21 protein-coding genes are annotated in these 21,034 nt (G+C 65.2%); 5 read left to right on the top strand and 16 right to left on the bottom strand.

All coding sequences use genetic code 11. The features are described from left to right. Positions 1–112 precede the first annotated feature (112 nt). Entirely contained in the window at positions 113–412 is a 300-nt protein-coding gene (locus ACVOLI_RS16755; RefSeq protein WP_481615278.1) for an ArsR/SmtB family transcription factor, read from the bottom strand. Between the two features lie 111 nt (positions 413–523). Here ACVOLI_RS16755 and ACVOLI_RS16750 point away from each other — a divergent pair, with 111 nt between their 5' ends. The 3 genes from ACVOLI_RS16750 to ACVOLI_RS16740 are packed head-to-tail and all read left to right on the top strand — an operon-like array spanning position 524 to position 2,252. Continuing rightward, a complete protein-coding gene (locus tag ACVOLI_RS16750) occupies positions 524–1,414 on the top strand; it encodes an MBL fold metallo-hydrolase (RefSeq protein ID WP_481615277.1) in 891 nt (296 codons plus the stop codon). Then, on the top strand, positions 1,411–1,824 hold the full coding sequence (locus ACVOLI_RS16745) for a YeeE/YedE family protein (RefSeq protein ID WP_481615276.1): 414 nt from the start codon (positions 1,411–1,413) through the stop codon (positions 1,822–1,824). The genes ACVOLI_RS16750 and ACVOLI_RS16745 overlap by 4 nt, the downstream gene beginning before the upstream one ends. After that, on the top strand, positions 1,821–2,252 hold the full coding sequence (locus ACVOLI_RS16740) for a DUF6691 family protein (protein ID WP_481615275.1): 432 nt from the start codon (positions 1,821–1,823) through the stop codon (positions 2,250–2,252). Before ACVOLI_RS16745 ends, ACVOLI_RS16740 begins: the two co-directional genes overlap by 4 nt. A gap of 140 nt (positions 2,253–2,392) precedes the next feature. Here ACVOLI_RS16740 and ACVOLI_RS16735 read toward each other — a convergent pair whose 3' ends face one another. Continuing rightward, the gene (locus ACVOLI_RS16735) at positions 2,393–3,055 is read right to left on the bottom strand and encodes a response regulator transcription factor (RefSeq protein WP_296250722.1); all 663 of its coding nucleotides are present in this window, start codon (positions 3,053–3,055) and stop codon (positions 2,393–2,395) included. 111 nt (positions 3,056–3,166) lie between these two features. After that, entirely contained in the window at positions 3,167–3,964 is a 798-nt protein-coding gene (locus tag ACVOLI_RS16730) for a 3-hydroxybutyrate dehydrogenase (RefSeq protein ID WP_481553536.1), read from the bottom strand. A gap of 115 nt (positions 3,965–4,079) precedes the next feature. Between ACVOLI_RS16730 and ACVOLI_RS16725 the strand changes: the two genes are divergently transcribed. Both ACVOLI_RS16725 and ACVOLI_RS16720 read left to right on the top strand, forming a co-directional pair. After that, complete coding sequence (locus tag ACVOLI_RS16725; RefSeq protein WP_481615274.1) at positions 4,080–5,912, top strand: 3-hydroxybutyrate oligomer hydrolase family protein; 1,833 nt, start codon at positions 4,080–4,082, stop codon at positions 5,910–5,912. A gap of 207 nt (positions 5,913–6,119) precedes the next feature. Beyond that, entirely contained in the window at positions 6,120–6,713 is a 594-nt protein-coding gene (locus ACVOLI_RS16720; RefSeq protein WP_481615273.1) for a HutD/Ves family protein, read from the top strand. A 130-nt stretch (positions 6,714–6,843) separates the two neighbouring features. Here ACVOLI_RS16720 and ACVOLI_RS16715 read toward each other — a convergent pair whose 3' ends face one another. From ACVOLI_RS16715 to ACVOLI_RS16655, 13 genes are all read right to left on the bottom strand, one after another. Further along, complete coding sequence (locus tag ACVOLI_RS16715) at positions 6,844–8,454, bottom strand: sulfite reductase subunit alpha (protein ID WP_481615272.1); 1,611 nt, start codon at positions 8,452–8,454, stop codon at positions 6,844–6,846. Further along, positions 8,451–9,431, bottom strand: coding sequence for an FAD:protein FMN transferase (locus ACVOLI_RS16710; RefSeq protein WP_481615279.1), 981 nt, complete (start codon positions 9,429–9,431; stop codon positions 8,451–8,453). Before ACVOLI_RS16710 ends, ACVOLI_RS16715 begins: the two co-directional genes overlap by 4 nt. Positions 9,432–9,607: 176 nt before the next feature. After that, the gene (locus ACVOLI_RS16705) at positions 9,608–10,414 is read right to left on the bottom strand and encodes a DUF4198 domain-containing protein (RefSeq protein ID WP_481615271.1); all 807 of its coding nucleotides are present in this window, start codon (positions 10,412–10,414) and stop codon (positions 9,608–9,610) included. 25 nt (positions 10,415–10,439) lie between these two features. After that, positions 10,440–10,961 (bottom strand): DUF2271 domain-containing protein, encoded by a 522-nt coding sequence (locus ACVOLI_RS16700; protein ID WP_481615270.1) that lies wholly within the window; start codon positions 10,959–10,961, stop codon positions 10,440–10,442. A gap of 25 nt (positions 10,962–10,986) precedes the next feature. Continuing rightward, positions 10,987–11,631 carry a PepSY-associated TM helix domain-containing protein gene (locus tag ACVOLI_RS16695; RefSeq protein WP_481615269.1) on the bottom strand — a complete coding sequence of 215 codons (645 nt, stop codon included), beginning with the start codon at positions 11,629–11,631 and terminating at the stop codon, positions 10,987–10,989. Between the two features lie 320 nt (positions 11,632–11,951). Continuing rightward, complete coding sequence (locus ACVOLI_RS16690; protein ID WP_481615268.1) at positions 11,952–14,372, bottom strand: TonB-dependent receptor domain-containing protein; 2,421 nt, start codon at positions 14,370–14,372, stop codon at positions 11,952–11,954. Positions 14,373–14,489: 117 nt separating this feature from the next. Continuing rightward, positions 14,490–14,903: a hypothetical protein gene (locus ACVOLI_RS16685; protein ID WP_481615267.1), complete on the bottom strand. Its 414-nt coding sequence runs from the start codon at positions 14,901–14,903 to the stop codon at positions 14,490–14,492. Positions 14,904–15,215: 312 nt separating this feature from the next. After that, on the bottom strand, positions 15,216–15,893 hold the full coding sequence (locus ACVOLI_RS16680; protein WP_481615266.1) for a Fe2+-dependent dioxygenase: 678 nt from the start codon (positions 15,891–15,893) through the stop codon (positions 15,216–15,218). Between the two features lie 21 nt (positions 15,894–15,914). Then, positions 15,915–16,622 (bottom strand): tetratricopeptide repeat protein, encoded by a 708-nt coding sequence (locus ACVOLI_RS16675; protein ID WP_481615265.1) that lies wholly within the window; start codon positions 16,620–16,622, stop codon positions 15,915–15,917. 143 nt (positions 16,623–16,765) lie between these two features. Continuing rightward, positions 16,766–19,075, bottom strand: coding sequence for a TonB-dependent receptor (locus tag ACVOLI_RS16670; protein WP_481615264.1), 2,310 nt, complete (start codon positions 19,073–19,075; stop codon positions 16,766–16,768). Between the two features lie 128 nt (positions 19,076–19,203). Further along, positions 19,204–19,644, bottom strand: coding sequence for a hypothetical protein (locus ACVOLI_RS16665; RefSeq protein WP_481615263.1), 441 nt, complete (start codon positions 19,642–19,644; stop codon positions 19,204–19,206). Positions 19,645–19,916: 272 nt separating this feature from the next. Beyond that, on the bottom strand, positions 19,917–20,249 hold the full coding sequence (locus tag ACVOLI_RS16660) for a non-heme iron oxygenase ferredoxin subunit (protein WP_303749185.1): 333 nt from the start codon (positions 20,247–20,249) through the stop codon (positions 19,917–19,919). Beyond that, positions 20,246–20,782 (bottom strand): GNAT family N-acetyltransferase, encoded by a 537-nt coding sequence (locus ACVOLI_RS16655; RefSeq protein WP_303749186.1) that lies wholly within the window; start codon positions 20,780–20,782, stop codon positions 20,246–20,248. The genes ACVOLI_RS16660 and ACVOLI_RS16655 overlap by 4 nt, the downstream gene beginning before the upstream one ends. Positions 20,783–21,034: the final 252 nt, after the last annotated feature.

Raw genomic sequence — 21,034 nt, 5'->3', positions numbered from 1 at the left:
TTCCGGGCGGCCGGCCGTCCCCCGGGTCCCCCCCCCCCCCCGGGGGGTTTCCCCCCGCCCCCCCGGGGGGGCGGCCCCTTACCCGGGCTACGGAGTTCGGCGAATTGGGTGGTCAGGAACTCCGGATCTCGGCATTCCCGCAGTACGCAGCATGCAATGCCTGCATCACGCCCAGCGCCGGGCTGTCAGCCAGCGTGTAGTAGATGGTCTGGGCTTCGCGCCGGGTACTGACCAGCGCCGCTTCACGCATCACCGCCAGGTGCTGTGACAGTGCAGACATCGACAGGCCAACCTGCGCCTGCAATTCGCCCACCGAGGCTTCACCTTCCACCAGGCGGCACAGCACGCGCAGGCGGGCCGGATGGGCCAGCGACTTCAGCAGCTGCGCCGCCTGCTCGGCGTGCCGCTGCATCCGCCCCATATCCATGTCTGAAGCGCGCATCATGAGCGTTGAGGTTCGGGCTTGTGCTTTGGAAGGTACTAGCCTAATTTAGAAAAATCTAAATTAAAAGCGAGGCACCCCATGAGCCAGCCGCAGCCTTCATCAACCTTGGTCGAACCGTTCTACGACAAGGACACCGGCACCTTCAGTTACGTGGCCTATGACCAGGTCGGCGGCATGGCCGTCATCATCGATCCGGTGCTGGATTACGAGCCCGCCGGTGCACGCATCAGCACCGCTTCGGCCGATGCGCTGCTGGAGTTCGTGCGCGGCAAGCTGCTGACGGTGGCGTGGATACTGGAAACCCATGCGCATGCCGATCATATCAGTGCTGCCGGCTATCTTGCTGATCAGCTGCAGGCGCCGGTGGCCATCGGTCGCGGCATCGTGCAGGTGCAGCAGCACTTCAAGACGGTGTTTGGCCTGGGCGATGAGTTCATCGCTGACGGCAGCCAGTTCGACCGGCTGTTCGACGACGGCGATACCTTCAACGTTGGAGCCTTGGGCGCGCGGGTGATCGCTACGCCGGGGCATACCGATGACAGCCTGACCTATGTGATCGGTGATGCCGCGTTCGTCGGCGACACGGTGTTTGCAAGCGACACCGGTACCGCGCGCTGTGACTTTCCCGGCGGCGACGCGCATCGCCTGTATGCATCGATCCAGCGCATCCTGTCGTTGCCTGCCGATACCCGCATCTGCCTGTGCCACGACTATCCGGGCAACCGGCGCGAGGCACAGGCGCAGACCTCGATCGATGAGCAACTTCAGAACAACGTGCATCTGAAGGGCGGCACCGACGAGGCAGCGTTCGTGCAGATGCGCCAGCAGCGTGATGCGACCCTGCCGGTGCCGAAGCTGATCCTGCCCGCGCTGCAGGTGAACATCCGTGGCGGTCGCCTGCCGGAAGCGGATGCCAATGGTGTGCGCTATCTGCGCTTGCCGTTGGATCAGATCGGAAAGCCGCAATGAACAGCTGGATGATGGCGCTGGCCGGTGGCGTGCTGATTGGTATCGCTGCCACCTTGCTGCTGTGGCTGACCGGGCGTATCGCCGGCATCAGCGGCATTCTTGGTGGTGTGTTGATGCCGCGCAGCGGCGAGCTGGCTTGGCGCGTGGCTTTCCTGGTTGGCCTGATCGGCGCCGGCGCCGCGTATCTGTGGCTGGTACCGGGTGCGTATTCGCCGCGACAGGGATTCTCGCCGTTGTTGTTGGTAGTGGCCGGCGTGTTGGTGGGTTTCGGTACGCGCATGGGCAACGGCTGTACCAGCGGCCACGGTGTCTGCGGTCTGGGACGCTTGTCGATGCGTTCGTTTGCCGCGGTGTTGACCTTCATGGCAACTGCGATAGCAACTACCTATGTCGTGAGGCACCTGGCATGAGTACGTCACGCATCAGCTTGGCTGCATTGGTTTCCGGTGCGCTGTTCGGGCTGGGGCTGGCAATGTCGGGCATGACCGATCCGCAGCGCATCCTGGGTTTTCTGGATGTGTTTGGTGACTTCAATCCGGCGCTGCTGTTTGTGCTTGGCGGCGCGGTTGGGACGACGATGCTGTTGTTCCGTTTTGTGCTGCGACGTCCGGCGCCGGTGTTTGCCGAGCGCTACCAGATATCGGATCTGCGCAGCATCGATCGGCCGTTGCTGATCGGTGCGGCTTTGTTCGGTATCGGTTGGGGCTTGGCAGGTTATTGCCCGGGCCCGGCACTGGTTGGCCTGGGTGTGTTGTCACCGGAAGTGCTGTGGTTTGTGCCGGCGATGGTGATGGGCATGTTGCTGCACAAGCTGATCAGTAGGAACAACAGCTTGTAGGAGCGGCGTAAGCCGCGAAGCTGGCATCGGTTCCGATACCGAAATAAATGCAATCAATAATGCGTGGGATTGGTTTGGCTGAAGCTGGGAGGTCTACCAGCTTCGCGGCTTACGCCGCTCCTACAAGGCTTCGGCCGGGATCACAGCGCCTGCCGCGCCGGGTCGCTCAATTCCAGCTCACGCAGCACCACGCTGGCCTGGGTGCGGTTGCGCACCCCCAGCCGCTCGAAGATGGCGGAGAGATGGGCCTTGACCGTGCGCTCCTGCACATCAAGGCGGTCGGCGATCTGCTTGTTGAGCAGGCCTTCGGCGACCAGCGCCAATACGCGGAACTGCTGCGGCGACAGGCTTGCCAGCCGCGCTGCCAGTTCGCTGTCATGCGTGGACGATTGTGCGCGCGACACCGAGGCGCGCAGCGCGGCCGGCAACCATTGCTCGCAGGCCATCACGCAGCGGATCGCCTCGCGCAGCTCGTTCAAACCAGAACTCTTGGGCAGATAACCCGCAGCGCCATGATCAAGCGCACGCCGTACCACGCGCGGGTCGTCATTGGCCGAGACCACGATCACCGCCACGCCAGGATGCTGGGCACGGATCGCCGCCAGACCTGCCAGGCCATGATTGCCCGGCATATGCAGGTCGAGCAGGATCAGGTCGGTATCCGGCGCGGCATCCAGTGCGGCCAACACGCCTTCCAGTGACTCGGCTTCACGCACCGATAGATCGCTGACGGCCTCGCTGGCAGCCTGCCGCAGGGCGGCACGGAACAGGGGGTGGTCATCGGCAATCAACAGGCTGGGCATGGCAGTGCTAACTGGCTGGAAGGAAGCGGGTGCCGGCTGCTCGGCAGCGTGCACCCGGGGCAGTATGCCGTGGATTTCAGCCATTGCCCGCTTCCTCCTGCATTTCCAGACTTACTGTGCGGTCCAGCCGCCGTCCATCGGCATCGCCGCGCCGGTCAGGTTGTGCGCCTCACGGCGGCACAGCCACACCACCATCGCGCCGATGTCTTCCGGCAGCGACATACGCAGGCTGGGCTGCTTTTCTTCCAGCAGGGCGCGCACGCCGTCGTCGCGGCTGCCGCCATTGCGGTGGGCCTGGATCTGCGGCTCGATCAACGGGGTTTCCACCCAGCCCGGGCACACGCAGTTGACGGTGACGCCACCGCTGTCACGGCTGCCGGCAGCGGCATATTCCAACGCGGCGACCTTGCTCAGGCCGACGATGCCGAACTTGCTGGCCACATAAGGGGCCTTGTTTTTGGAGGCGACCAGACCGTGCACCGAGGCGATGTTGACCACCCGGCCATAGCCGCGCTCGGCCATGCCCGGCAGCGCCTGCTGCATGGTGTGGAAGGCCGCGCTGAGGTTGATGGCGATGATGTCGTCCCACTTCTGTGGCGGCTGTTCGGCCAGCGGTGCGGCGTGCTGGATGCCGGCGCAGTTCACCAGGATGTCGATGTTGCCCCAGGCCTGCACGGCTTCAAGCATGTGCGCGATCTGGTCGGGCTTGCGCAGGTCGGCATCGAAGTGCTGCGACTCGCTGCCTGCATCGGTGACGCTCTTCAGCGCCGCCTCGATCTGCTCGGCACTGCCGAGGCCGTTGATGGCCACGCGCGCGCCGGCGCTGGCCAGGGCCTGGGCGATGGCCAGGCCGATGCCGGAGGTACTGCCGGTCACCAGTGCGGTGCGGCCTTGCAGGAAGCGGTCCATGGGGAACTCCGATTGTTGCTTTGGGGGATGGTGGAAACCTAGCAGCCGTCGCGCTAAAAGCGTGTGGTACTTAAGTACGATGAGCCGGGTACTGCGGCTCTGCTAGGGTGCGTCCATGAGCCAATCCCTACTGCGCGCCGCCTGCGGCCTATTCGTCGGACTGAGCCTGGCCTCCTGTGCCAGCGGCCCAGCATCCAAGTCCGTGGAGCCTTCCATGTTCAGCAACGAACTCCGCAGCGAACACCGCGGCAGTGACGACCTGCTTACCGCCGGGCTCGGCCTGGCCGGCCTGCGCAGCATGGCGCCGCCGGCATTCGCCGACGCCAGTGCGCCGACCGTCGATGAACTGCGTCGCCGGGCGATGTGGGGCAGCTGGCGCGGTATTGCCGACCTCGCTCCCGGCGGTGGCTACGGTGAATTGTTCGGCAGCCTGCAGAGCGTGCCCGGCCGGGAGTATTCGGCGTTCGCGCGCCTGCCCGGTGCCAAGCAGCCGCACCGCGTGCTGGCGCAGATTCCAGACAATTTCGATACCGGCAAGCGCTGCGTGCTGGTCGCACCGGCGTCGGGCTCGCGTGGCATCTATGGCGCCGTGTCGGTCGCCGCTGCCTGGGGCCTGCCCAAGGGCTGTGCCGTGGTCTATACCGACAAGGGCGCAGGCAGCGATTATTACGATCTGAACGCGCAGGTTGGCGTGCGTGCCAATGGCACGGTCGGTGCCTTGGGTGAAGTGAGCGACCTTGCCTTCGTGCCGGATGCGCCGATCAATGCTTCGGGTGTTGCATTCAAGCATGCGCACTCCAAGGACAACCCGGAGGCCGATTGGGGCCGCCACGTAAAGCAGGCCGCCGAGTTCGCGCTGCTGGCGTTGGCAGAAGCCTATCCGCAGGCTGCGCCTTTCACCTTTGAGAACACCCGCATCATCGCCGTCGGCATTTCCAACGGTGGCGGCGCGGTGCTGCGTGCGGCCGAGCTGGAGGGCGACTGGCTGGATGCCGTGGTGGCCGGTGAACCCAGCATCTATTCCAGCGGCCCGGGTGCACGTGCGCTGTACGACTACAGCACCGAAGCGGCGCTGCTGATGCCGTGCGCGCAGCTGCACATGAGCAACCTGCCGCAGCCGCCGCTGACGGCTGCGTTGCAGGCCGGCGCGGCTGTGCGCTGCGCGACGCTGGCGGCGGAAGGTTTCATCAGCGGCGCGACCCCGGCTGCGCAGGCCAAATCGGCTTACGACCTGATGCTGAGCAAGGGCTGGACCGACGCATCGCTGCGTGCGGGTGCCTTGTCCACCGGCTTCGATCTGTGGCGTGCGATCGCCGCGACCTATGCCTCGGCTTACGGCCGTTATGGCGTGGGCGAGCACCCCTGCGGTTTCAACTTTGCGGCACAGAACCCGGACTTCTCGCCGCGCGCCGCGACCGCCGTCGAACGTGCGGCGTGGATCTCTGATGGCAGCGGCATTCCGCCGGGCGCAGGTGTTGGCCTGCTCGACAGCAAGGTCGCCTTGCCGGACCTGACCTATGCCGGCCTGAAGTGCCTGCGTGGACTGTGGGACGGGCAGGGCGAAGACGCCAAGCGTGTGCAGGCCGGTATCCAGGCCACGCATGCTGGTTTGCCGCGCAAGGGCCTGCCGGTGATGGTGGTGCATGGCGCTGACGATGGTCTGATTCCGCCGGCTTTCAGCAGCGCGCCGTATGCCGCCGCGGCTAAGACTGCAGGGCGTGAGGTGAGCTATTGGAAGGTGCAGAACGTGCAGCACTTCGATGGTTTCCTCGGCCTGCCGGATTACGGCTCGCGTTACCTGCCGTTGTTGCCGTACGTGTACGAAGCGCTGGATCGGGTGCAGGCGCGTCTGGACAAGGGCACGGCATTGCCGGCCGATGCCGTGATCGCGACCACCCCACGTGCGGGCAAGCCGCTGACGGCAGAGAACCTGGCGATGCCGAAGTAAGTGCTTCTACTCCCTCCCTTTTGCGCAGCAAAGGGGAGGGTTGGGGAGGGGTGCTTTACGCTCCCTCCCTTTTGCGTAGCAAAGGGGAGGGCTGGGGAGGGGTTGTTGTTGCTCTGCGCTGTTGGCTCTGTGGCTTCGCGGCTCACGCCGCTCCCACAAAAGAAGCAGCCATCCGCGCGCTGATGGCATCATTGCCGGATGCACACATTGAACTCTCCTTCCCGCGTCATCCCGTCCGCCCTCTACCAGCGCGAGCGCTGGCGCAATGGTCTGGGCTGGACGCGCGAGATCCTGCGTCTGCCGGAGCAGGGTGATTGGCAGCTGCGTTTGTCGATCGCCGAGATCGAACAGGACGCGGCCTTCTCCGCCTTCCCCGGTGTCGAACGTGAGCTGGTGCTGCTGCAGGGCGAAGGCCTGCGCCTGCGCTTTGCCGATGGCCGTTGCGAAACCCTGCTGCCGCCGTATCAGCGCCTGCGCTTCGCTGGCGAGGCGGAGTTGGTGGGTGAACTGGTCGATGGCGTGACCCAGGATTTCAACCTGATGTGGCGGCGTGAGGCGCTGCAGGCCGAGCTGCTGCACCGGCCGCTGGTCGGCAACATGCTGTTCTTCACCGAGCCGCAGGCCGCGTGGGCGATCCATCTATTGGCTGGGCAGGCCGAATTCGAGGGTGGCGTGCTGCCGGCAATGTCGGCCGGCGATACCGCCTGGTTGGGGGCGGGCGAGCGGCAGCGCTACACGCTCAATGGCGGCGGTGAGTTGCTGGCGATTAAGGTGGCCCCGGCTGTTGTAGGAGCGGCGTAAGCCGCGAAGTCAAAGAACCAGCGGTGCAAAGCTTCACCTGTAGTGCCGAGCCATGCTCGGCATGGGCATTACCGGTAAGGCCTCTGCCGAGCATGGCTCGGCACTACAGGTGGGTGTTTATGGCCGACGGTCAGTAGACGTCGCGGCGATAACGTCCTGCGATGCGCAGCGCCTGATGCGCATCTTCGCCAATCGCGTCGATGATGACCTTGTCCACCGCCGGGGCCATGCCTTGCAGGCTGCCGCAGACCAGGATGGTTGCGCCGTCATCCAGCCATTGCCGTAGCACGTCGCTATGCGCGGCCAGTGCGTCCTGCACGTAATGGAACTGGCCATCATCGCGGCTGAAGACGCTGTCCAAGCGCTCGATTCCGCCTTCGCGCTGCCACTGCTGCAGCTCGGCACCAAAATGGAAATCGTGGGCTGCGTTGCGTTCGCCGAATAGCAGCCAGTTGCGTCGTGCGCCGGCATCGATGCGTGCTCGCAGATGCGCACGCAGGCCGGCGATACCGGTGCCGTTGCCGATCAGGATCAGTGGTGCGTCATTGCCCGGCGGATGGAAGTTGCTGTTGCTGCGCAGGCGCAGATCAATGCTGTCGCCGATAGCGGTGTAATCGCAGAGCCAGCCACTGGCCAGACCGGGTGTCCCGTCCGGGCGCAGTTGCCGGCGTAGCATCAGCTGCAGGCTGCCTTCGCCTGGCATCGAGGCAATCGAGTATTCGCGGTGCGGCAGTGGCTTGAGGCTGGCGGCAAGTGCATTGGCGTCGCGGCTATCGGCGCTGTCGGGCAGATAGGAGCGGGCCAGGGCGTCCCCCAGCGTGCGACCGTCGGCCAGCACGGTGGCAGCATCGAAATGGTTTGCCTGCAGCCACTGCAGCACGGCAGCGGCGGACTGACGTGGGCCGATCTCGGCGATGTCGCCAGCTTGCCAGGTCGGCAGCGCTCCATCCGCGGGCTGCAGCTGCAGGTGGAATACCTTGCCGCCAACGCTGCCGGGATTCAGCACGTCGCGCCTGCGCAGCAGCCAGGATTGATAGGCCGGTGCACTCCAGTCTGTTGCGTTGGCGGCCTCGCCACCCAGCTGGCCCAGCAGCTGCTGCCAATGGCGCAGCGCATCGGCATCGGCGTTGTCCACCTCCACCGTATCGAACAGCGGTTGTGCGCCATGCGTGCGCAGCCACTCGTCGAGTTGATGGCCGAATGCGCAGTAGTGCTCATAGGTCTTGTCGCCCAGCGCCAGCACGGCGTATTGCAGCTGCGGAAGCTTCAAGGGCTGCGGCATTACCCGGCTGAGGAAGGCGAGAGCGTGGTCCGGCGGATCACCTTCACCGGTGGTGGCGGCGATGAACAAGGCCTGGCGGCTGCCGGCGAGCAGGGATGCATCGACCTGGTCGATGCCGCGCAGTCTGGTCTTGTGGCCGGCGCCGCGCAGGTGCGCGGCGGTGCGCTGTGCCAGCTGCTGGGCGAAGCCGGTCTGGCTGGCCCACACCACCAGGATCGGTGGTTCCTTGCTGTCGCCGCTGTCGTCGTCGCGCTGGCGGGTACACCACCACAGCGCGAAGCAGGCCGCTGCGTAGATGGTCAAAGCCGCCACTGCCACCCACCATTGCGATGCCAGTGGAGCAGCCGGCCACCAGCGCTCGCCAAGATGCAGGCGCAGCAGCATCAGGGCGATAAGCAGCAGACCCAGGCCAACGGCGAGATTGCCGAGCACTGCACGCGTGGAGCGGTTGGGGTTCATTGCGTGCTGGCGTCCAGGTAACGCTGGAAGGCGGGGGTCATGGTTTCCACGAGCCCAGTATCGGCGCGGGTGATGAAACGTGCAGCCAGATCATGTTGGTTGGCGAAGGCCAGGCCTTCATCGGCGCCCATCACGGTGAGTGCGGTGGCCCAGGCATCGGCCTGCATGGCGTCGCGGGCGATCACGGTGACCGCTGCAGCGGCCCTGCTGACCGGCGCGTGGCTGCGCGGATCCAGCGTGTGGCTATAGGACACGCCATCACGTTCGAACTGGTGCCAGCGGTCGCCGGAGGTGGCAACCGCCAGGTCATCGAGCGCCAGCACGCGTGGCGGATACTCGGCGCCGGCGTCTTCTTCCGGTGCGGATTCGACCAGCACGCGCCAGGGTTGGCCGTCGGGCTTCAAACCGTAGCCATGCAGTTCGCCGCCGACTTCGACCAGCGCGGCGCTGATGCCGATACGGCGCAGCCAGGCGCTGACCAGATCCACGCCGTAGCCCTTGGCGATGGCTGACAGGTCCAGCTGCAGGCCGCCGGGTTGCAGCGCGCTCTGTGTCTGCGGATCCAACTGCAGTTTGTTCCAGCCGCAGCGAGCGGCGACCTCGGCCAGCTGCGCGGGATCGGGTACAACCTGCGCGCCCGCGTCGGCGCCAAAGCCCCACAGCGCGACCAAGGGGCCGATGCTGGGATCGAAGGCGCCAGCACTGCGCTCGGCGATATCGCGCGCGGTGCTGAGCACGGTCCAGAAATCATCGGGCAGTGCATGCCAGCTGTTGGCGGCGGCGCGGTTGTAGCGGCTGATGTCCGAATCCGATTCCCATGTACTCATCTGCGCGACCACGCGGTCGAGCTCGGCTTGTATGCCGGCATGCAGCGGATGCAGATCACGGCTACGTGCAGCCACCAGCTTGACGCTCCAGCTGGTGCCCATGGTGTGGCCGCCAAGGGCGGCGATGTCGGAGTTGGAGGACATCGGTATCGGAAACTGTCTGGGTGCAGTTGGTCCCTTCTCCCGCAGGCGGGAGAAGGTGCCCCGAAGGGGCGGATGAGGGGAGCTTTCGCTTTTGTGGGTCTGCCGCGGCTTCAGGAGCCCGGCTTCGGCCTTGCCCTCACCCCAACCCCTTTCCCGCACGCGGGAGAGGGGCTTTTAGAGCCTTACTGCGGCAGCACTTCCAGCGTGCCCACGTAGCTCAGGCGGCGGACGGCGGCCTGCGGGATCGAGGTCTTGTTGTCCTCGGTGCCGGTTTCCAGCCAGTACATGCCAGCCTGCGGCCAGGTCACCGAGAACTCGCCGTTGGCGTCGGTGGTGACCTTGATCTCTTCCTGGGCGTTGCGATAACGGGTGCCGCCACGGGTGATCTCGACTTCCAGGCCAGCGTGCGGCTTGCCATCGACCAGCAGCTTGAACTTGGCCTGCTCGCCTGCGAACAGGTCGTTCGGGTGGCCCAGGGCGATCAGTTCCATGCCCTTGCCGGTCGGCGCCAGCGCGGTGTTGTTCGGCTTGCCGTTGGTGACGAAGGTTTCGATGCGGCCGGCGGTCTCGGAGACCTTCAGGTCCTTGGCGTCCTTCGGCACTTCGGTGGCGAAGGTGGCAGCGTTACCGCGCCAGCGCTTGGGCTTGCCGTCTTCCTGCCAGTTGGCCGACAGGCCGGCATTGACGGTGGCCAGGCGGTAGGTGCCCTGCTGGGTCAGTTCGACGTCGAAGACGCTGCGGTACTTGCCGGTGGCGGCATTCTGCGGCTGCACGGTGCTGCCGTCCGGTGCGGTGATCACCAGGTTGTCCAGGCGCAGCGGTACGTGGTTGAAGTAGAACAGGTCGTTGGACACGGCGGCGTCCACGGTGATCCACGGGTTGGTACCGGCAATCACGGTCTGCGACGGCTGCAGCCAGGCCTTGTGGGCGGCAGCGGAGAAGGGCAGCACGGCGGCGATGGTGGCAGCAAGCAGGAGGGAACGCTTCATCGGTTGGCTCCGTTGGTAATGGGGATCAGGGCTTGACGGCAAGGGTGACGGCGCCGAGTTCGGAGGTGCCCTGGGCACTGCCGTTCTGCGCGGCACGGGCCGGCCAGGTGAAGGGAATCTTGACCAGTTCGCGGCCACCGACTTCGCGCGCGGCTTCCACCACCAGCGAGTACTGGCCGGCGGGCAGGGTGCGCAGCTGTGGCTGGCGGTCGCTGAAGCTGAGCTGGTGCTTGCCGACCGGACGGGTCGGGCCGGTCACTCCATCGACCGGCACCTGCAGGGTACGGCCGCTCTTGCGCCACCACTGGCGCAGGTCCGGCAACCACTTGGTGCCATGGCCTTCGGCGGTGTCGCGGAGCTGGTACCAGACCGACAGGTTGGCGGCGACCTGCTGGTCGGCACCTTCGATCCACACCGCGACATAGGGGCGGTGGTATTCGGCCACGTTGAGCTTGGGCACTTCGACGTTGACGTCGAGGCTGGCGGCGTAGGCGGCAGGAGCGGTGGCGATCAGGCCACTCAGGGCGATGGTCAGGGTGACGCGCATGGTGCGACTCCGGAGAGAAAGACGGTCAATGGATGAGGAGCAGGGCGATCAGCAGCGGGATCAGCAAGCCCAGGCCGACCAGCGGCCAGGTCATGCGCCGCTGCCGCGCATGCAGGTGCAACAGGAACAGGCCGGTGATGCAGAACACCAGGCAGGCCACCGCGAACACGTCGAGGAACCAGCCCCAGCCCGGGCCCGCATTGCGGCCCTTGTGCAGGTCATTGAAGTAGGAAACCCAGCCGCGGCGAGTCTTCTCGAACTCCACCGCGCCGGTTTCGCGGTCGATGCTCAGCCAGGCATCACTGCCGGGGCCGGGCATGGACAGATAGATTTCTTCCGGCGACCACTCGGCTTCGCGGCTGCCGATGGACACATCCAGACGATTGGACAACCAATCCGCCACGCGCTCAGGCAGTGGCGCATTGCCGTCTTCGCGATCACCCAGGGCCTTGAGCACCGGTGCGGGCAGTTCCAGTTGCTGGTTCTGCACCTGCGGCTTGGCTTCGATCTTGGACGCGTGGTTCAAGGTGATGCCGGTCAGGGAGAACAACAGCATGCCGATCAGGCAGACCGCCGAGCTGATCCAGTGCCACTGATGCAGGGTGCGCAACCAGAAACCACGGCTGGCCTGTTGTTGCACGGTGGTGGCGGTGCTGCGGTCTGCGGACACGGGAATCGGGATTATGGAAGGACGACGATTAGAGCACTAATGAGAATGATTCGCAATTTGTAAAGGTGCTTCGCCCCCTCCCTTTGCCGTAGGCAAGGGGAGGGCTGGGGAGGGGTAGCTTTTGATCTGGCTGTTGCCATGGTTATGGCCCCAAGCCTGAAGCTGGGAGCAAGATCAAAAGCTACCCCTCCCCAGCCCTCCCCTTCACTTCGTGAAAAGGAGGGGGGCGGTTCTGCTTGTGCTGGTAACGCTTGAGGATGTGCGGCGTTGACACGGGGAACCCCTCCCCTGTGCTGCGCACAAGGGAGGGGGCGTCGTGCTTAGAAGCTCAGGTTCACGCTCAGCCAGAAGCTGCGCGCCTTGTCCTTGTTGTTGAAGTTGTCTTCGAACAGAACCTCGTTGGTGGCGTCACCGTAGATGCCGCTGCCGTCCAGATCATTGAAGCGGGTCTGGTAGGTGGTGAAGTCGCGGTCCAGCAGGTTGTTGATGCGGGCGTTGATCTTCATCCACTGGGTGGCCTGGAACGAGGCGCCCAGATGGAACACGGTGTAGTCCTTGAAGTACAGCTCTTCGCCGGTCACCGCGCTGACGCCGCTGAAGCGCTTGGAGCGCGCTTCACCCGTCAGGAACAGGTTGAAGCGGTCGCTGACCTGCCAGTCGAAGGTGGCATTGGCCATGTGCTTGGCACTGTTGCCCAACGGCAGGCCCTTCTGTGCGCCGCTCTTCTGTTCGCTGTCGGTGTAGGTGTAGTTGGCGCGCAGGCCGAAGCGCTCGCTGATCTCCCAGCGGCCAGCAACTTCCGCACCCTGGATCACCACTTCGTCGATGTTCACCGTCTTGCTGCTGGTGGCATAACCCAGATCGGCGTACTCGCCGGTGCTGGTGCAGGCCAGGGTCAGGCCGGCGCCGCAGGGCTGTGAGGAGATCTTGTCGTCGAACTTGTTGTGGAACAGGGTGGCGTTGAAGTTGTGGCCATCCGGGTGTTGCCAGTACACCGCCAGTTCGGTGCTGGTGCTGGTCTCGGGCTTCAGGTCGGGGTTGCCGAACATCGGCGAGGTGCCCTGACCGCCAAAGCCGGTGACGCCGTCATACAGCTGGGTGGTCTTGGGGGTCTTGAAGCCGGTGCTGACACCGCCCTTGACCGTCCACTGCGGGTTGACGGTGTACACGCCGTACAGGCGCGGGCTCAGGTGGTCGCCGAATACTTCATGGTCGTCGAAACGCAGGCCATAGGTGATCGCCAGCGGCTCGATCACGGTCCAGGTGTCCTCGGCGAACAGCGAGTACATGTTGTGTTCCTGCTTGCGGCCCGGATCGCCGGCTTCGGTGCCGAACACGCCGTCGGTCAGTTCGCCACGGATCACCTGGGTGCCGAACACCGCAACGTGTTCGCCGGCAGCCTGGAACGGCATGTCGACCTTGGCGTCCAAGGTGTACTGCGCGCTCTCCAGTACGCGCTTGGGGCGCGGCAGGAAGGTGGAGGCGGCCAGCGCACGGCGGTCGGCAAGGCTCATGCCGGCGTAGGTACCGGTGCCATCGATCATCTGCAGCAGGTGCTCGCGCTCGGCCACGGTGAACGGCATGGTGCGGCCGTCGTTGTTGGTGGCCACATGCGCCAGCGAGACGAAGCTGTTGCCGAAGCCCCACTTGCCTTCGTGGGTCAGCGCCCAGGCATCGCGGGTGAATTCCTGGCTCGCGCTATAGCCAACGCGCGGATCGGCACGTCGTGCCCAGGTGCCACCACTGGCGCTGCAACGGGCGGCAGTGGTGCCCACACCGTTGCGGCAGAAGTTGCTGCTGCGCCAGATGCTGCTGATGCTATCGACCGTGCCGACCGGGTATTCCTCTTCGCCGTTGTCGTTGATCTTGATCGAGTTGTCGTACTCCTGGCGCGAGGTGTCGTAGTCCAGGGTGATGGTCTGCGCCTCGGTCGGGGTCCATGCCAGGGTGATGCCGCCGGCCTTGTTGGTGTTGTCCACGGTCTTGCCGCCAGCGCCAAAGCCAAGTGCACGGTTGTGCTGGTTGCCGGCCGGGTCGGTCACCGAGGAGTAGGTCGGGTTGGAGGCGTCGCGGTCATACCAGCTGGCGCGCGCGCTGAGGTTGAGCGTGCCCGGCAGCAGCGGGCCGGTGACGAACAGGTCGACGGTGCGGTCATCGCCGAACTCGTCGTTGGTCTCGAAGCTGCGCGCCAGGGTGGCCGAGCCGTGCCAGCTGTCCAGGGTGCGCTTGGTGATGACGTTGATCACGCCGCCCATCGCATCGGCGCCGTACAGCGTGGAAGCAGGACCACGGATCACTTCGATGCGCTCGATCGCATCCAGCGGCGGGATGTGGTTGAACTGGTTGCCGCCGAAGTTGTTCGGGTAGATGTCGCCATGGTTGTTCTGGCGGCGGCCGTTGATCAGGATCAGCGTGTAGTCCGAGCCCATGCCACGCATGGAGATGCTGCCCTGGCCGGTCTTGTCGCGGGTTTCACCCACGTCCACGCCTTCCAGGTCGCGCACGGCATCGAGCAGGGTGATGTACGGGCGCTTGGCCAGTTCTTCCTGGGTGATGACCGAGATGCTGGCCGGGGCATCGGTGATCTTCTGCTCGAAACCGCTGGCGGTGACGACGACCTTGTCCAGTGTGGTTGGCGCGCCGCTGCCGTTGGCATGGGCGCTGGCGCTGATGGCGCCGAGCACGGCGAGGCTGAGCAGGTGGCGGGAAACGGACACACGGTGACGCTGGCGCAGGGCCATGGGAATACCTCGATCAAGGAATGCAGGTTGCAGCCGCCACCACCGCAGGCGCGGACGCGTGCAGGGGCGAGCTGGGAAGAAGAGAGGGGTGAAGCGAAAACGACTACGCGCGGAGCGTCAGCTCAACGGTGGCGCCTGCCCGCGTTGCTGGCGCGGGCTGGCCAGCGCATGGGCAATGACCGGCGCGGATGCCGGGATGACCGTGCGGATGGAGCTGAAGTCGTCCGCGGCAGACAGCAGCTGCTGGACACTTGGCAGGGGCAGGGCGGCGCGCGGTGCGCGCAGCTGTGCAACCCGGCGCAGTTTGGCCGGGCTTTCTTCTTCCAGGTGGCGGTCGCCGCCCTGACGTTCTTCGGCCGGCGCCGAGGCATGACCGTTCTGGGCCAGGCCGAGCCGGGACAGCTGGGTACCGCTCTGGCACAGGGCAGCCAGCAGCGACAACAGCAACAGCATGCCCAAGGCCAGCGGACGCAGGCCAACAGCGCCGGAAACGGCGTTGTGCTGTGCGTGCTGGCGCTGTGGTTGCTGCATTCGTATCCCCGGATTGCGGACGCGGCGACAGAGGCCGGCGTTCGCGGTGCGGCATTGTAGATACGATTCGTTAACTTTTGCAAATGAGAATTGCTATCAACTTGACGTTTATCAAGCCGTTCCTGCCATGCGCTTCACTGCGGGAACTGTGGTGACTCGGGTAAGTGCAGTTCTGTGGCCCGGGTAAGCGCAGCGCACACGGGAGCACGAATTGCCCGGTCTTTCAGGCTTCCGCCAAGCGCCCCGGGTGCGCTGCGCTTACCCGGGCTACGGTCTTGTTGCCGCTTCGCGTTGAGGCCGGGGCGAAGGAATTCAGGTCTCGGCCCATTGCCGCAGCAGGTTGTGATAGATCCCGGTCAGGCTGACCAGGGAAGGGTGCTGCGGGCAATCTTGGGTCAGCTGCTGGATGGAGGTATCCATTTCCCACAGCAGGCGCCGGTGCGCATCGTCGCGGACCATGCTCTGCACCCAGAAGAACGAGGCCAGCCGCGCGCCGCGTGTTACCGGCTGCACTTTGTGCAGGCTGCTGGACGGGTACACCACCAGGTCACCGGCCGGCAGCTTCACTTCGTGCTCGCCGTAGGTGTCGGCGATGATCAGCTCGCCGCCTTCGTACTCTTCCGGCTCGCACAGGAACAGGGTGCAGGACACATCCGAGCGCAACTGCTCACCCTGGCCAAGGTTCATCACCGAACCATCGACATGGAAACCGTAGGTGCCGCCGCCGCTGTAACGGTTGAAGCGCGGTGGCAGGTATTTCAACGGTAGCGTTGCGCTGAAGAAGGTGGGATTGCTGGCCAGTGCCAGCAGCACGGTCTCGCCGAGTTCGCGGCGCAGAGGGGAGTTCTCCGGCAGCTGCTCGTTGCGCTTGGCGTGGGTGCCAAGGTGGCCCACGGTCTCGCGACCGTCGGTCCAGTCGGCCGCATCGAGTTTCTGACGGAACCGGGCGACTTGTTCGGGGCTGAGTACGTTGGGGATATGCAGCAGCATTGAAGTTCCTCGGGGCCTGGCTCAGGCGACCAGTGCGCGGATCTGCGGATGGGGAGATGCAGCCAGTTCCGGCACGATATGCGCCATGAACGCGGGACTGCCGCTGGCAAGCGCCAGCCGCAGCCAATGCACGGCCTGCTCGATCTGGCCCTGCTGTAGCAGGATGGAGGCGAGGTTGGCCTGGCCGCGGAAATCGCCGGCTTCGGCCGAGCGCTGGTACCAGGCCAGTGCCGCCTGCGGGTCGCGTTCGATGTCGAGGCCGTCTTCCAGATGCCGTGCCAGCAGGTTCATCGATTTGGCATGGCCCATGTGGGCGGCCTGTGTATACAGCGCCAGCGCCTTGGCCCGGTCCTGTGCCACGCCACGGCCGGTGGCGAGCAGGTTGGCATGGTTGTACATGCCCCAATCCAGGCCGGCTTCGGCGGCATTGCGATACCAGACCGCCGCCAGCGTGGCGTCAGGTGCACAGCCCTGGCCCAGCTCATGGCAGCGGCCCAGCATGTTCATTGCCAGTGCGCTGCCGTTGTTGGCGGCGGTTTCGTACCAGAGCAGGGCGGCCTGTTCATCGCGCGCCACGCCTTTGCCTTCGATGTAGAGCTGGGCCAGCAGCAGTTGTGCATCCAGCTGGCCGCTCAGTGCTGCCTCCCGGATCTGCGCGAACGTGCCTTGCGGGTCGTCCCGCAGTTGCTGTGCCAGTGCGGCGGCATCGCTTGGAAAGGAGTTGGACATCAGTTTTGCCTGTGACCGGCGTTGATCGGCGTTTGATCGCTGATGGTAGCCATTGCTGGGGATTGCCGTCGCCTGTCGCGGCAGCGACGGAAAGCACAACGGCGGCAGGTTTGCACCTGCCGCCGTTGCTGGTCATGCCTGGATCAGAACTTGACGTTCAGCGCCAGGGTGGCCGCGCGGCCCGGGGCGATGCTCGCGTAGTGCGAGGCATAGGCCTTGGTGAAGTAGACCTTGTCGGTCAGGTTCTGCACGTTCAACTGCAGGCTGATGTTGTTCTGGATGGCGTAACCGATCATGGCGTCCCAACGGGTGTAGCTCGGGATCCACTTGGTGTTGGCCGCATCGCCGTACTGCTTGTCGACGTAGCTGGCGCCACCACCGATGGTCAGGCCGAACGGCAGGGCATAGGTGGTCCACAGCGTCGCGGCATGCTTCGGGGTGTTCGGGAACATGTTGCCGTTGTTGGGCGAGACGATGTACTTGCCGGCCGGGCAAGGCTGGCCGCGCGGCACGGTGACGCCGCAGACAAAGCCGTTGTCCTTCAGCTCCGAGTCCATGTAGGTGTAGCCGGCAGAAACATTCCAGCTGTCGGTGATCTGGCCGCTGACACCCAGCTCCAACCCATTGATCGCCTTCTTGCCAGCGTTCTCGGTGTTGCCGGAGTCAACGGTGACACGTGCGTTGCTCATCTCGGTGTGGAAGATGGCGGCGGTCAGGTTGAGGCGCTTGTCGAGCAGGTCCCACTTGGTGCCCAGTTCGTAGTTCTTGGTTTCCTGCGGCTTCAGGTTCTGGATGGCGGCGCTGATCGAGTCATTGCCTTCACCGCTGTCCATGCCCGGCGGGGTCGAGGAGGTGCCGTAGGACAGGTAGATGCTGCCGTTGGCGGTCGGCTTGAACACCACGCCGGCCTGGTAGTTAAGGAAGCCGTCGCTGTTGCGCAGCACGGTCGGGGCCTTGTTCAGGACCGGGGTGACCTGCTCGGTGTCGTAGTCGTCCCAGCGCAGGCCGAGGTTGACCAACCACTTTTCGCTCAGCTCGATGGTATCGAACGCATACACCGACTTGGTCTTGGTGGTCTGCTCGATATCCAGCGCCTTGTTGGTGCGGGTCACCGGGTGGGTGGCCGACCACGGATCCTTCGGGTTCGGGTTGTAGAAATCGGTGCAGTTGTAGCCGGTGGCGGCACCGGTACCCCACGCCGGGTTGCAGGCTTGGGGCGTGTTGGTCGGAGCCACCGGATTGTTGGTGCCGGCACCGCCGATGTTGTAGCCGCCCTTGCTGCTCTTCTCTTCGCTGTACTCAACACCGGCGCTGTAGCTGTGCTTCAGGCCACCGGTCTGGAAGGCACCGGTCAGGCTCAGCTGGTCGGCGAGGGTCTTGGTGTCGATCGCGCGGTTGTTGGTACGACGCCACAGGGTGCCATACAGGTTCGGATTGTTCTTGCTGTCATCCGGCTGGGTCCACAGATAGTCATTGCTGGTGTTGCCCAGGCGCGCGATGTTGCGCAGCTTGTGTTCACCGAACGAGTAGCTGGCATCCAGGGTGCTGATGTCGGCACGGGTGCGCTGGAAGTCACGGTCGATCAGACCGTAGTAGTTGTTGCGGTTCGGAACCAGCGGTGCGCCAACGGTGGTCTTGGTCGCCGGGTCGCCGTACGGGAAGCCACCTGCGTCGGGCAGGTCGTCGGTTTCCAGGTGGTAGTGGCTGGCGATCAGCTGCAGCGGGCCATTCAGGCCGAAGGCGATGGAGGGCGCGATACCCCAGCGGCTGACATTGGCGGCATCACGGCCGGCGATGTCGGATTCGTGCTTGAGCAGGTTCAAACGTGCGGCGATGCCATCGCCGAGCACGTAGTTGGCGTCCACGGTGCCGCGCGCATAGCTGTCGGTACCAATGCCCATGCTGGCGCTGGTTTCGTTCTTCAGCTTCGGGGTCTTGCTGACTAGGTTGATGCTGCCGCCGCCGGAATCACGGCCGCCGTAGGCCGAGCTCGGGCCCTTGACCACTTCCAGCTGCTCCAGGTCGAACACTTCGCGGGTTTGCGTACCGACGTCGCGCAGGCCGTCGACGAACATGTTGCTCTGGCCGTCGAAGCCGCGCAGGAACGGGCGGTCACCGGTGGAGTTGCCACCTTCGCCGGCACCGAAGGTGATGCCCGGAACCATGCGCAGTGCGTCGACCAGGTTGGTCGCGCCGATCTCCTGGATGGTCTTCTCGGTGACCACGGACACCGACTTCGGCGTATCCAGCAGTTCAGCGGTGAACTTGGGCGAGGACGGCGCGAACCAGCTGCCGCGGACCTGCACCTTGTCCAGATCGGTGGCCTTGTTCTTGGCAGAGTCGGCGTCGCCTTCGGCGGCAAAGGCGGTCAGCGGCGAGAAGCCGGCAGCCAGGGTGGCGGTGGCGAGCATGGTGGCGCGCGGGGCGTACTTGCGGGTCTTGATATGGGTCATGGACGGGTATATCCGGGGGAAAAGGAACAGGTTGGCCTGGCGGACCGATGGCGCCGCGGGCGGAAGTGGAAAGCGGAGGTATCGAAGGCGGCGCGCGCTGAACGCGCAGGTTCGCCTGATGCTGCTGCTTAGGCGGCGTGGGTACGCGGCGGGGCGTGGCCGGGATTGAGCAGCAGGTAGGGCGCCAACGGATAGCGTTGCGCGCGTTCAACCGCGTGCCGCAGCAGCGTGTCGCTGGCGGCAGTCACGAAGATGCGGCTGGGGGTAAACAGGGCCAGTGGAACCGGGCTGGACAGCATGGCTGCCGGGCGCGGTCGGGTCAGGCGGGAGGACTCGCCGCCGGATTCGCTGATGGCGGCCATTTCCAGCGGGTGCTGCGGATGACCGGGTTCAGGCGAAACCAGTACCTGGTCGAAGCATTCCATTGCCAGCGGGGCATTGACCACCGCCTTGGCCTGCAACGCCACGGCCCAGACCAGCAACATTCCGAATACCAGCATCAGCCAAGGCAGGCGCTGCCGCACGGTGGCGACAGTCAGCAGTTGAGCCTTGGCGGATGGGGAGGACATGAGGAAAAGCGCAGACCGTTAATTTCGCGTTATCGCGACAGATGCGCATCTTATTGAGAATTGTTTGCGTTTTCAATTCTGAGGTACTGGGTATACCTCAGCTATCTTCCGGGTACGGGGCGGCCGCGATGGATGAATTGGCTGTCCACGGCAGCGGCCCGGTATCCGCCAGATCGGATCACGCCATGCGGGCTCGGACTGCCCTGGAGCGGGGGCCAGATACCGTGCTCTGTCTCGGCCGCTGGGACAGGGTTCCCCCATTGATGACCAGCTCAGTCGCGGTCATCGCGCGACCAGATGCCGCCGTGTTCGCGCTTGACCGGGAACTTGGGCACCGCCGTATAGGCCGGGGCGCACAGGGCGCGCCCATCGCGGATGTCGAAGCGGGCGCCGTGCAGGATGCACTCGATGCTGCCTTCATCCGGGTCCAATGTGCCGGAGGACAGCTCGAATTCCTCGTGCGTGCACTGGTCTTCCAGCGCATACAGCTCACCGTCCAGGTTGAACACCACAATCGGCGAGCCGGTGACTTCGTCGAAGCCGGTCTTCATTTCGCCCGGCAGCAGTTCCTCGCTGGCACAGATGAAGGTCCAAGTCTCGCTCATGCGGCAACACCCAGCGGCTTTTCAAGGATCTCGAACTGCAGGTCGTCACGCTTGGGGATGCCGAAGCGCTCATCGCCATACGGGAAAGGCTTCTTGATGCCGGTACGCACGTAGCCGCGGCGTTCATAGAAGGCGATCAGTTCATCGCGGCAGTCGATCACCGTCATCTGCATGGTCGGCAGCTGCCACTGCTCGGCGGCGTGCTGTTCGGCGCGCTGCATCAACTGCTTGCCGATGCCGCCGCCTTGGGCGTTGGGGCTGACCGAGAACATGCCGAAGTAACCGTGGCCGTTTTCATCGGCGACATGGCAGCAGGCCTGCAGCTGGCCGTCCTGCTCGGCGAGCAGGATCACGCTGCGCGGGCGGTCCAGATCGCCCTGGATGCCGGCGGCGTCGATGCGCTGGCCATCAAGGAGGTCGGCTTCGGTGGTCCAGCCAACGCGGGAAGCATCGCCACGGTAGGCGGAGGTGACCAGGTCGATCAGGGCCGGGATATCGGCGGCGGTAGCAGGGCGGAAAGTCAGCGTGTTCATGTGGCCATTCTAGCGCTGGGAGCTGGAACGGACGATGGGAGGAGTCCTGTGCTGTGCTCCCTCCCTTTGCCGCAGGCAAGGGGAGGGTCGGGGAGGGGTAGCTCTTGGCAGCTTGATGCAGCATTGGCGTCGCGGCTGTAGAGCCGCGGCCAGGGGGGGGGGGGGGGGGGCGGGGGGGGCCGGGGCGGGCCGGGGGGGGGGGGAACGGGGGAGGGGGGGGGGGGGGGGGGGGGCGCCCCGTGGGGGGCGGGG

Source organism: Stenotrophomonas sp. STEN029 (genome assembly GCF_056760015.1).
Note: the sequence above shows the minus strand (reverse complement) of the source record. Positions and strands in the feature narration are given on the sequence as shown.

Bases quoted from the DNA above. Each gene is read 5' to 3' on its own strand.
- ACVOLI_RS16755 (WP_481615278.1), bottom strand. From the start codon at position 412: ATGCAGCGGCACGCCGAGCAGGCGGCGCAGCTGCTGAAGTCGCTGGCC.
- ACVOLI_RS16750 (WP_481615277.1), top strand. From the start codon at position 524: ATGAGCCAGCCGCAGCCTTCATCAACCTTGGTCGAACCGTTCTACGAC.
- ACVOLI_RS16745 (WP_481615276.1), top strand. From the start codon at position 1,411: ATGAACAGCTGGATGATGGCGCTGGCCGGTGGCGTGCTGATTGGTATC.
- ACVOLI_RS16740 (WP_481615275.1), top strand. From the start codon at position 1,821: ATGAGTACGTCACGCATCAGCTTGGCTGCATTGGTTTCCGGTGCGCTG.
- ACVOLI_RS16735 (WP_296250722.1), bottom strand. From the start codon at position 3,055: ATGCCCAGCCTGTTGATTGCCGATGACCACCCCCTGTTCCGTGCCGCC.
- ACVOLI_RS16730 (WP_481553536.1), bottom strand. From the start codon at position 3,964: ATGGACCGCTTCCTGCAAGGCCGCACCGCACTGGTGACCGGCAGTACC.
- ACVOLI_RS16725 (WP_481615274.1), top strand. From the start codon at position 4,080: ATGAGCCAATCCCTACTGCGCGCCGCCTGCGGCCTATTCGTCGGACTG.
- ACVOLI_RS16715 (WP_481615272.1), bottom strand. From the start codon at position 8,454: ATGAACCCCAACCGCTCCACGCGTGCAGTGCTCGGCAATCTCGCCGTT.
- ACVOLI_RS16705 (WP_481615271.1), bottom strand. From the start codon at position 10,414: ATGAAGCGTTCCCTCCTGCTTGCTGCCACCATCGCCGCCGTGCTGCCC.
- ACVOLI_RS16700 (WP_481615270.1), bottom strand. From the start codon at position 10,961: ATGCGCGTCACCCTGACCATCGCCCTGAGTGGCCTGATCGCCACCGCT.
- ACVOLI_RS16690 (WP_481615268.1), bottom strand. From the start codon at position 14,372: ATGGCCCTGCGCCAGCGTCACCGTGTGTCCGTTTCCCGCCACCTGCTC.
- ACVOLI_RS16685 (WP_481615267.1), bottom strand. From the start codon at position 14,903: ATGCAGCAACCACAGCGCCAGCACGCACAGCACAACGCCGTTTCCGGC.
- ACVOLI_RS16680 (WP_481615266.1), bottom strand. From the start codon at position 15,893: ATGCTGCTGCATATCCCCAACGTACTCAGCCCCGAACAAGTCGCCCGG.
- ACVOLI_RS16675 (WP_481615265.1), bottom strand. From the start codon at position 16,622: ATGTCCAACTCCTTTCCAAGCGATGCCGCCGCACTGGCACAGCAACTG.
- ACVOLI_RS16670 (WP_481615264.1), bottom strand. From the start codon at position 19,075: ATGACCCATATCAAGACCCGCAAGTACGCCCCGCGCGCCACCATGCTC.
- ACVOLI_RS16665 (WP_481615263.1), bottom strand. From the start codon at position 19,644: ATGTCCTCCCCATCCGCCAAGGCTCAACTGCTGACTGTCGCCACCGTG.
- ACVOLI_RS16660 (WP_303749185.1), bottom strand. From the start codon at position 20,249: ATGAGCGAGACTTGGACCTTCATCTGTGCCAGCGAGGAACTGCTGCCG.
- ACVOLI_RS16655 (WP_303749186.1), bottom strand. From the start codon at position 20,782: ATGAACACGCTGACTTTCCGCCCTGCTACCGCCGCCGATATCCCGGCC.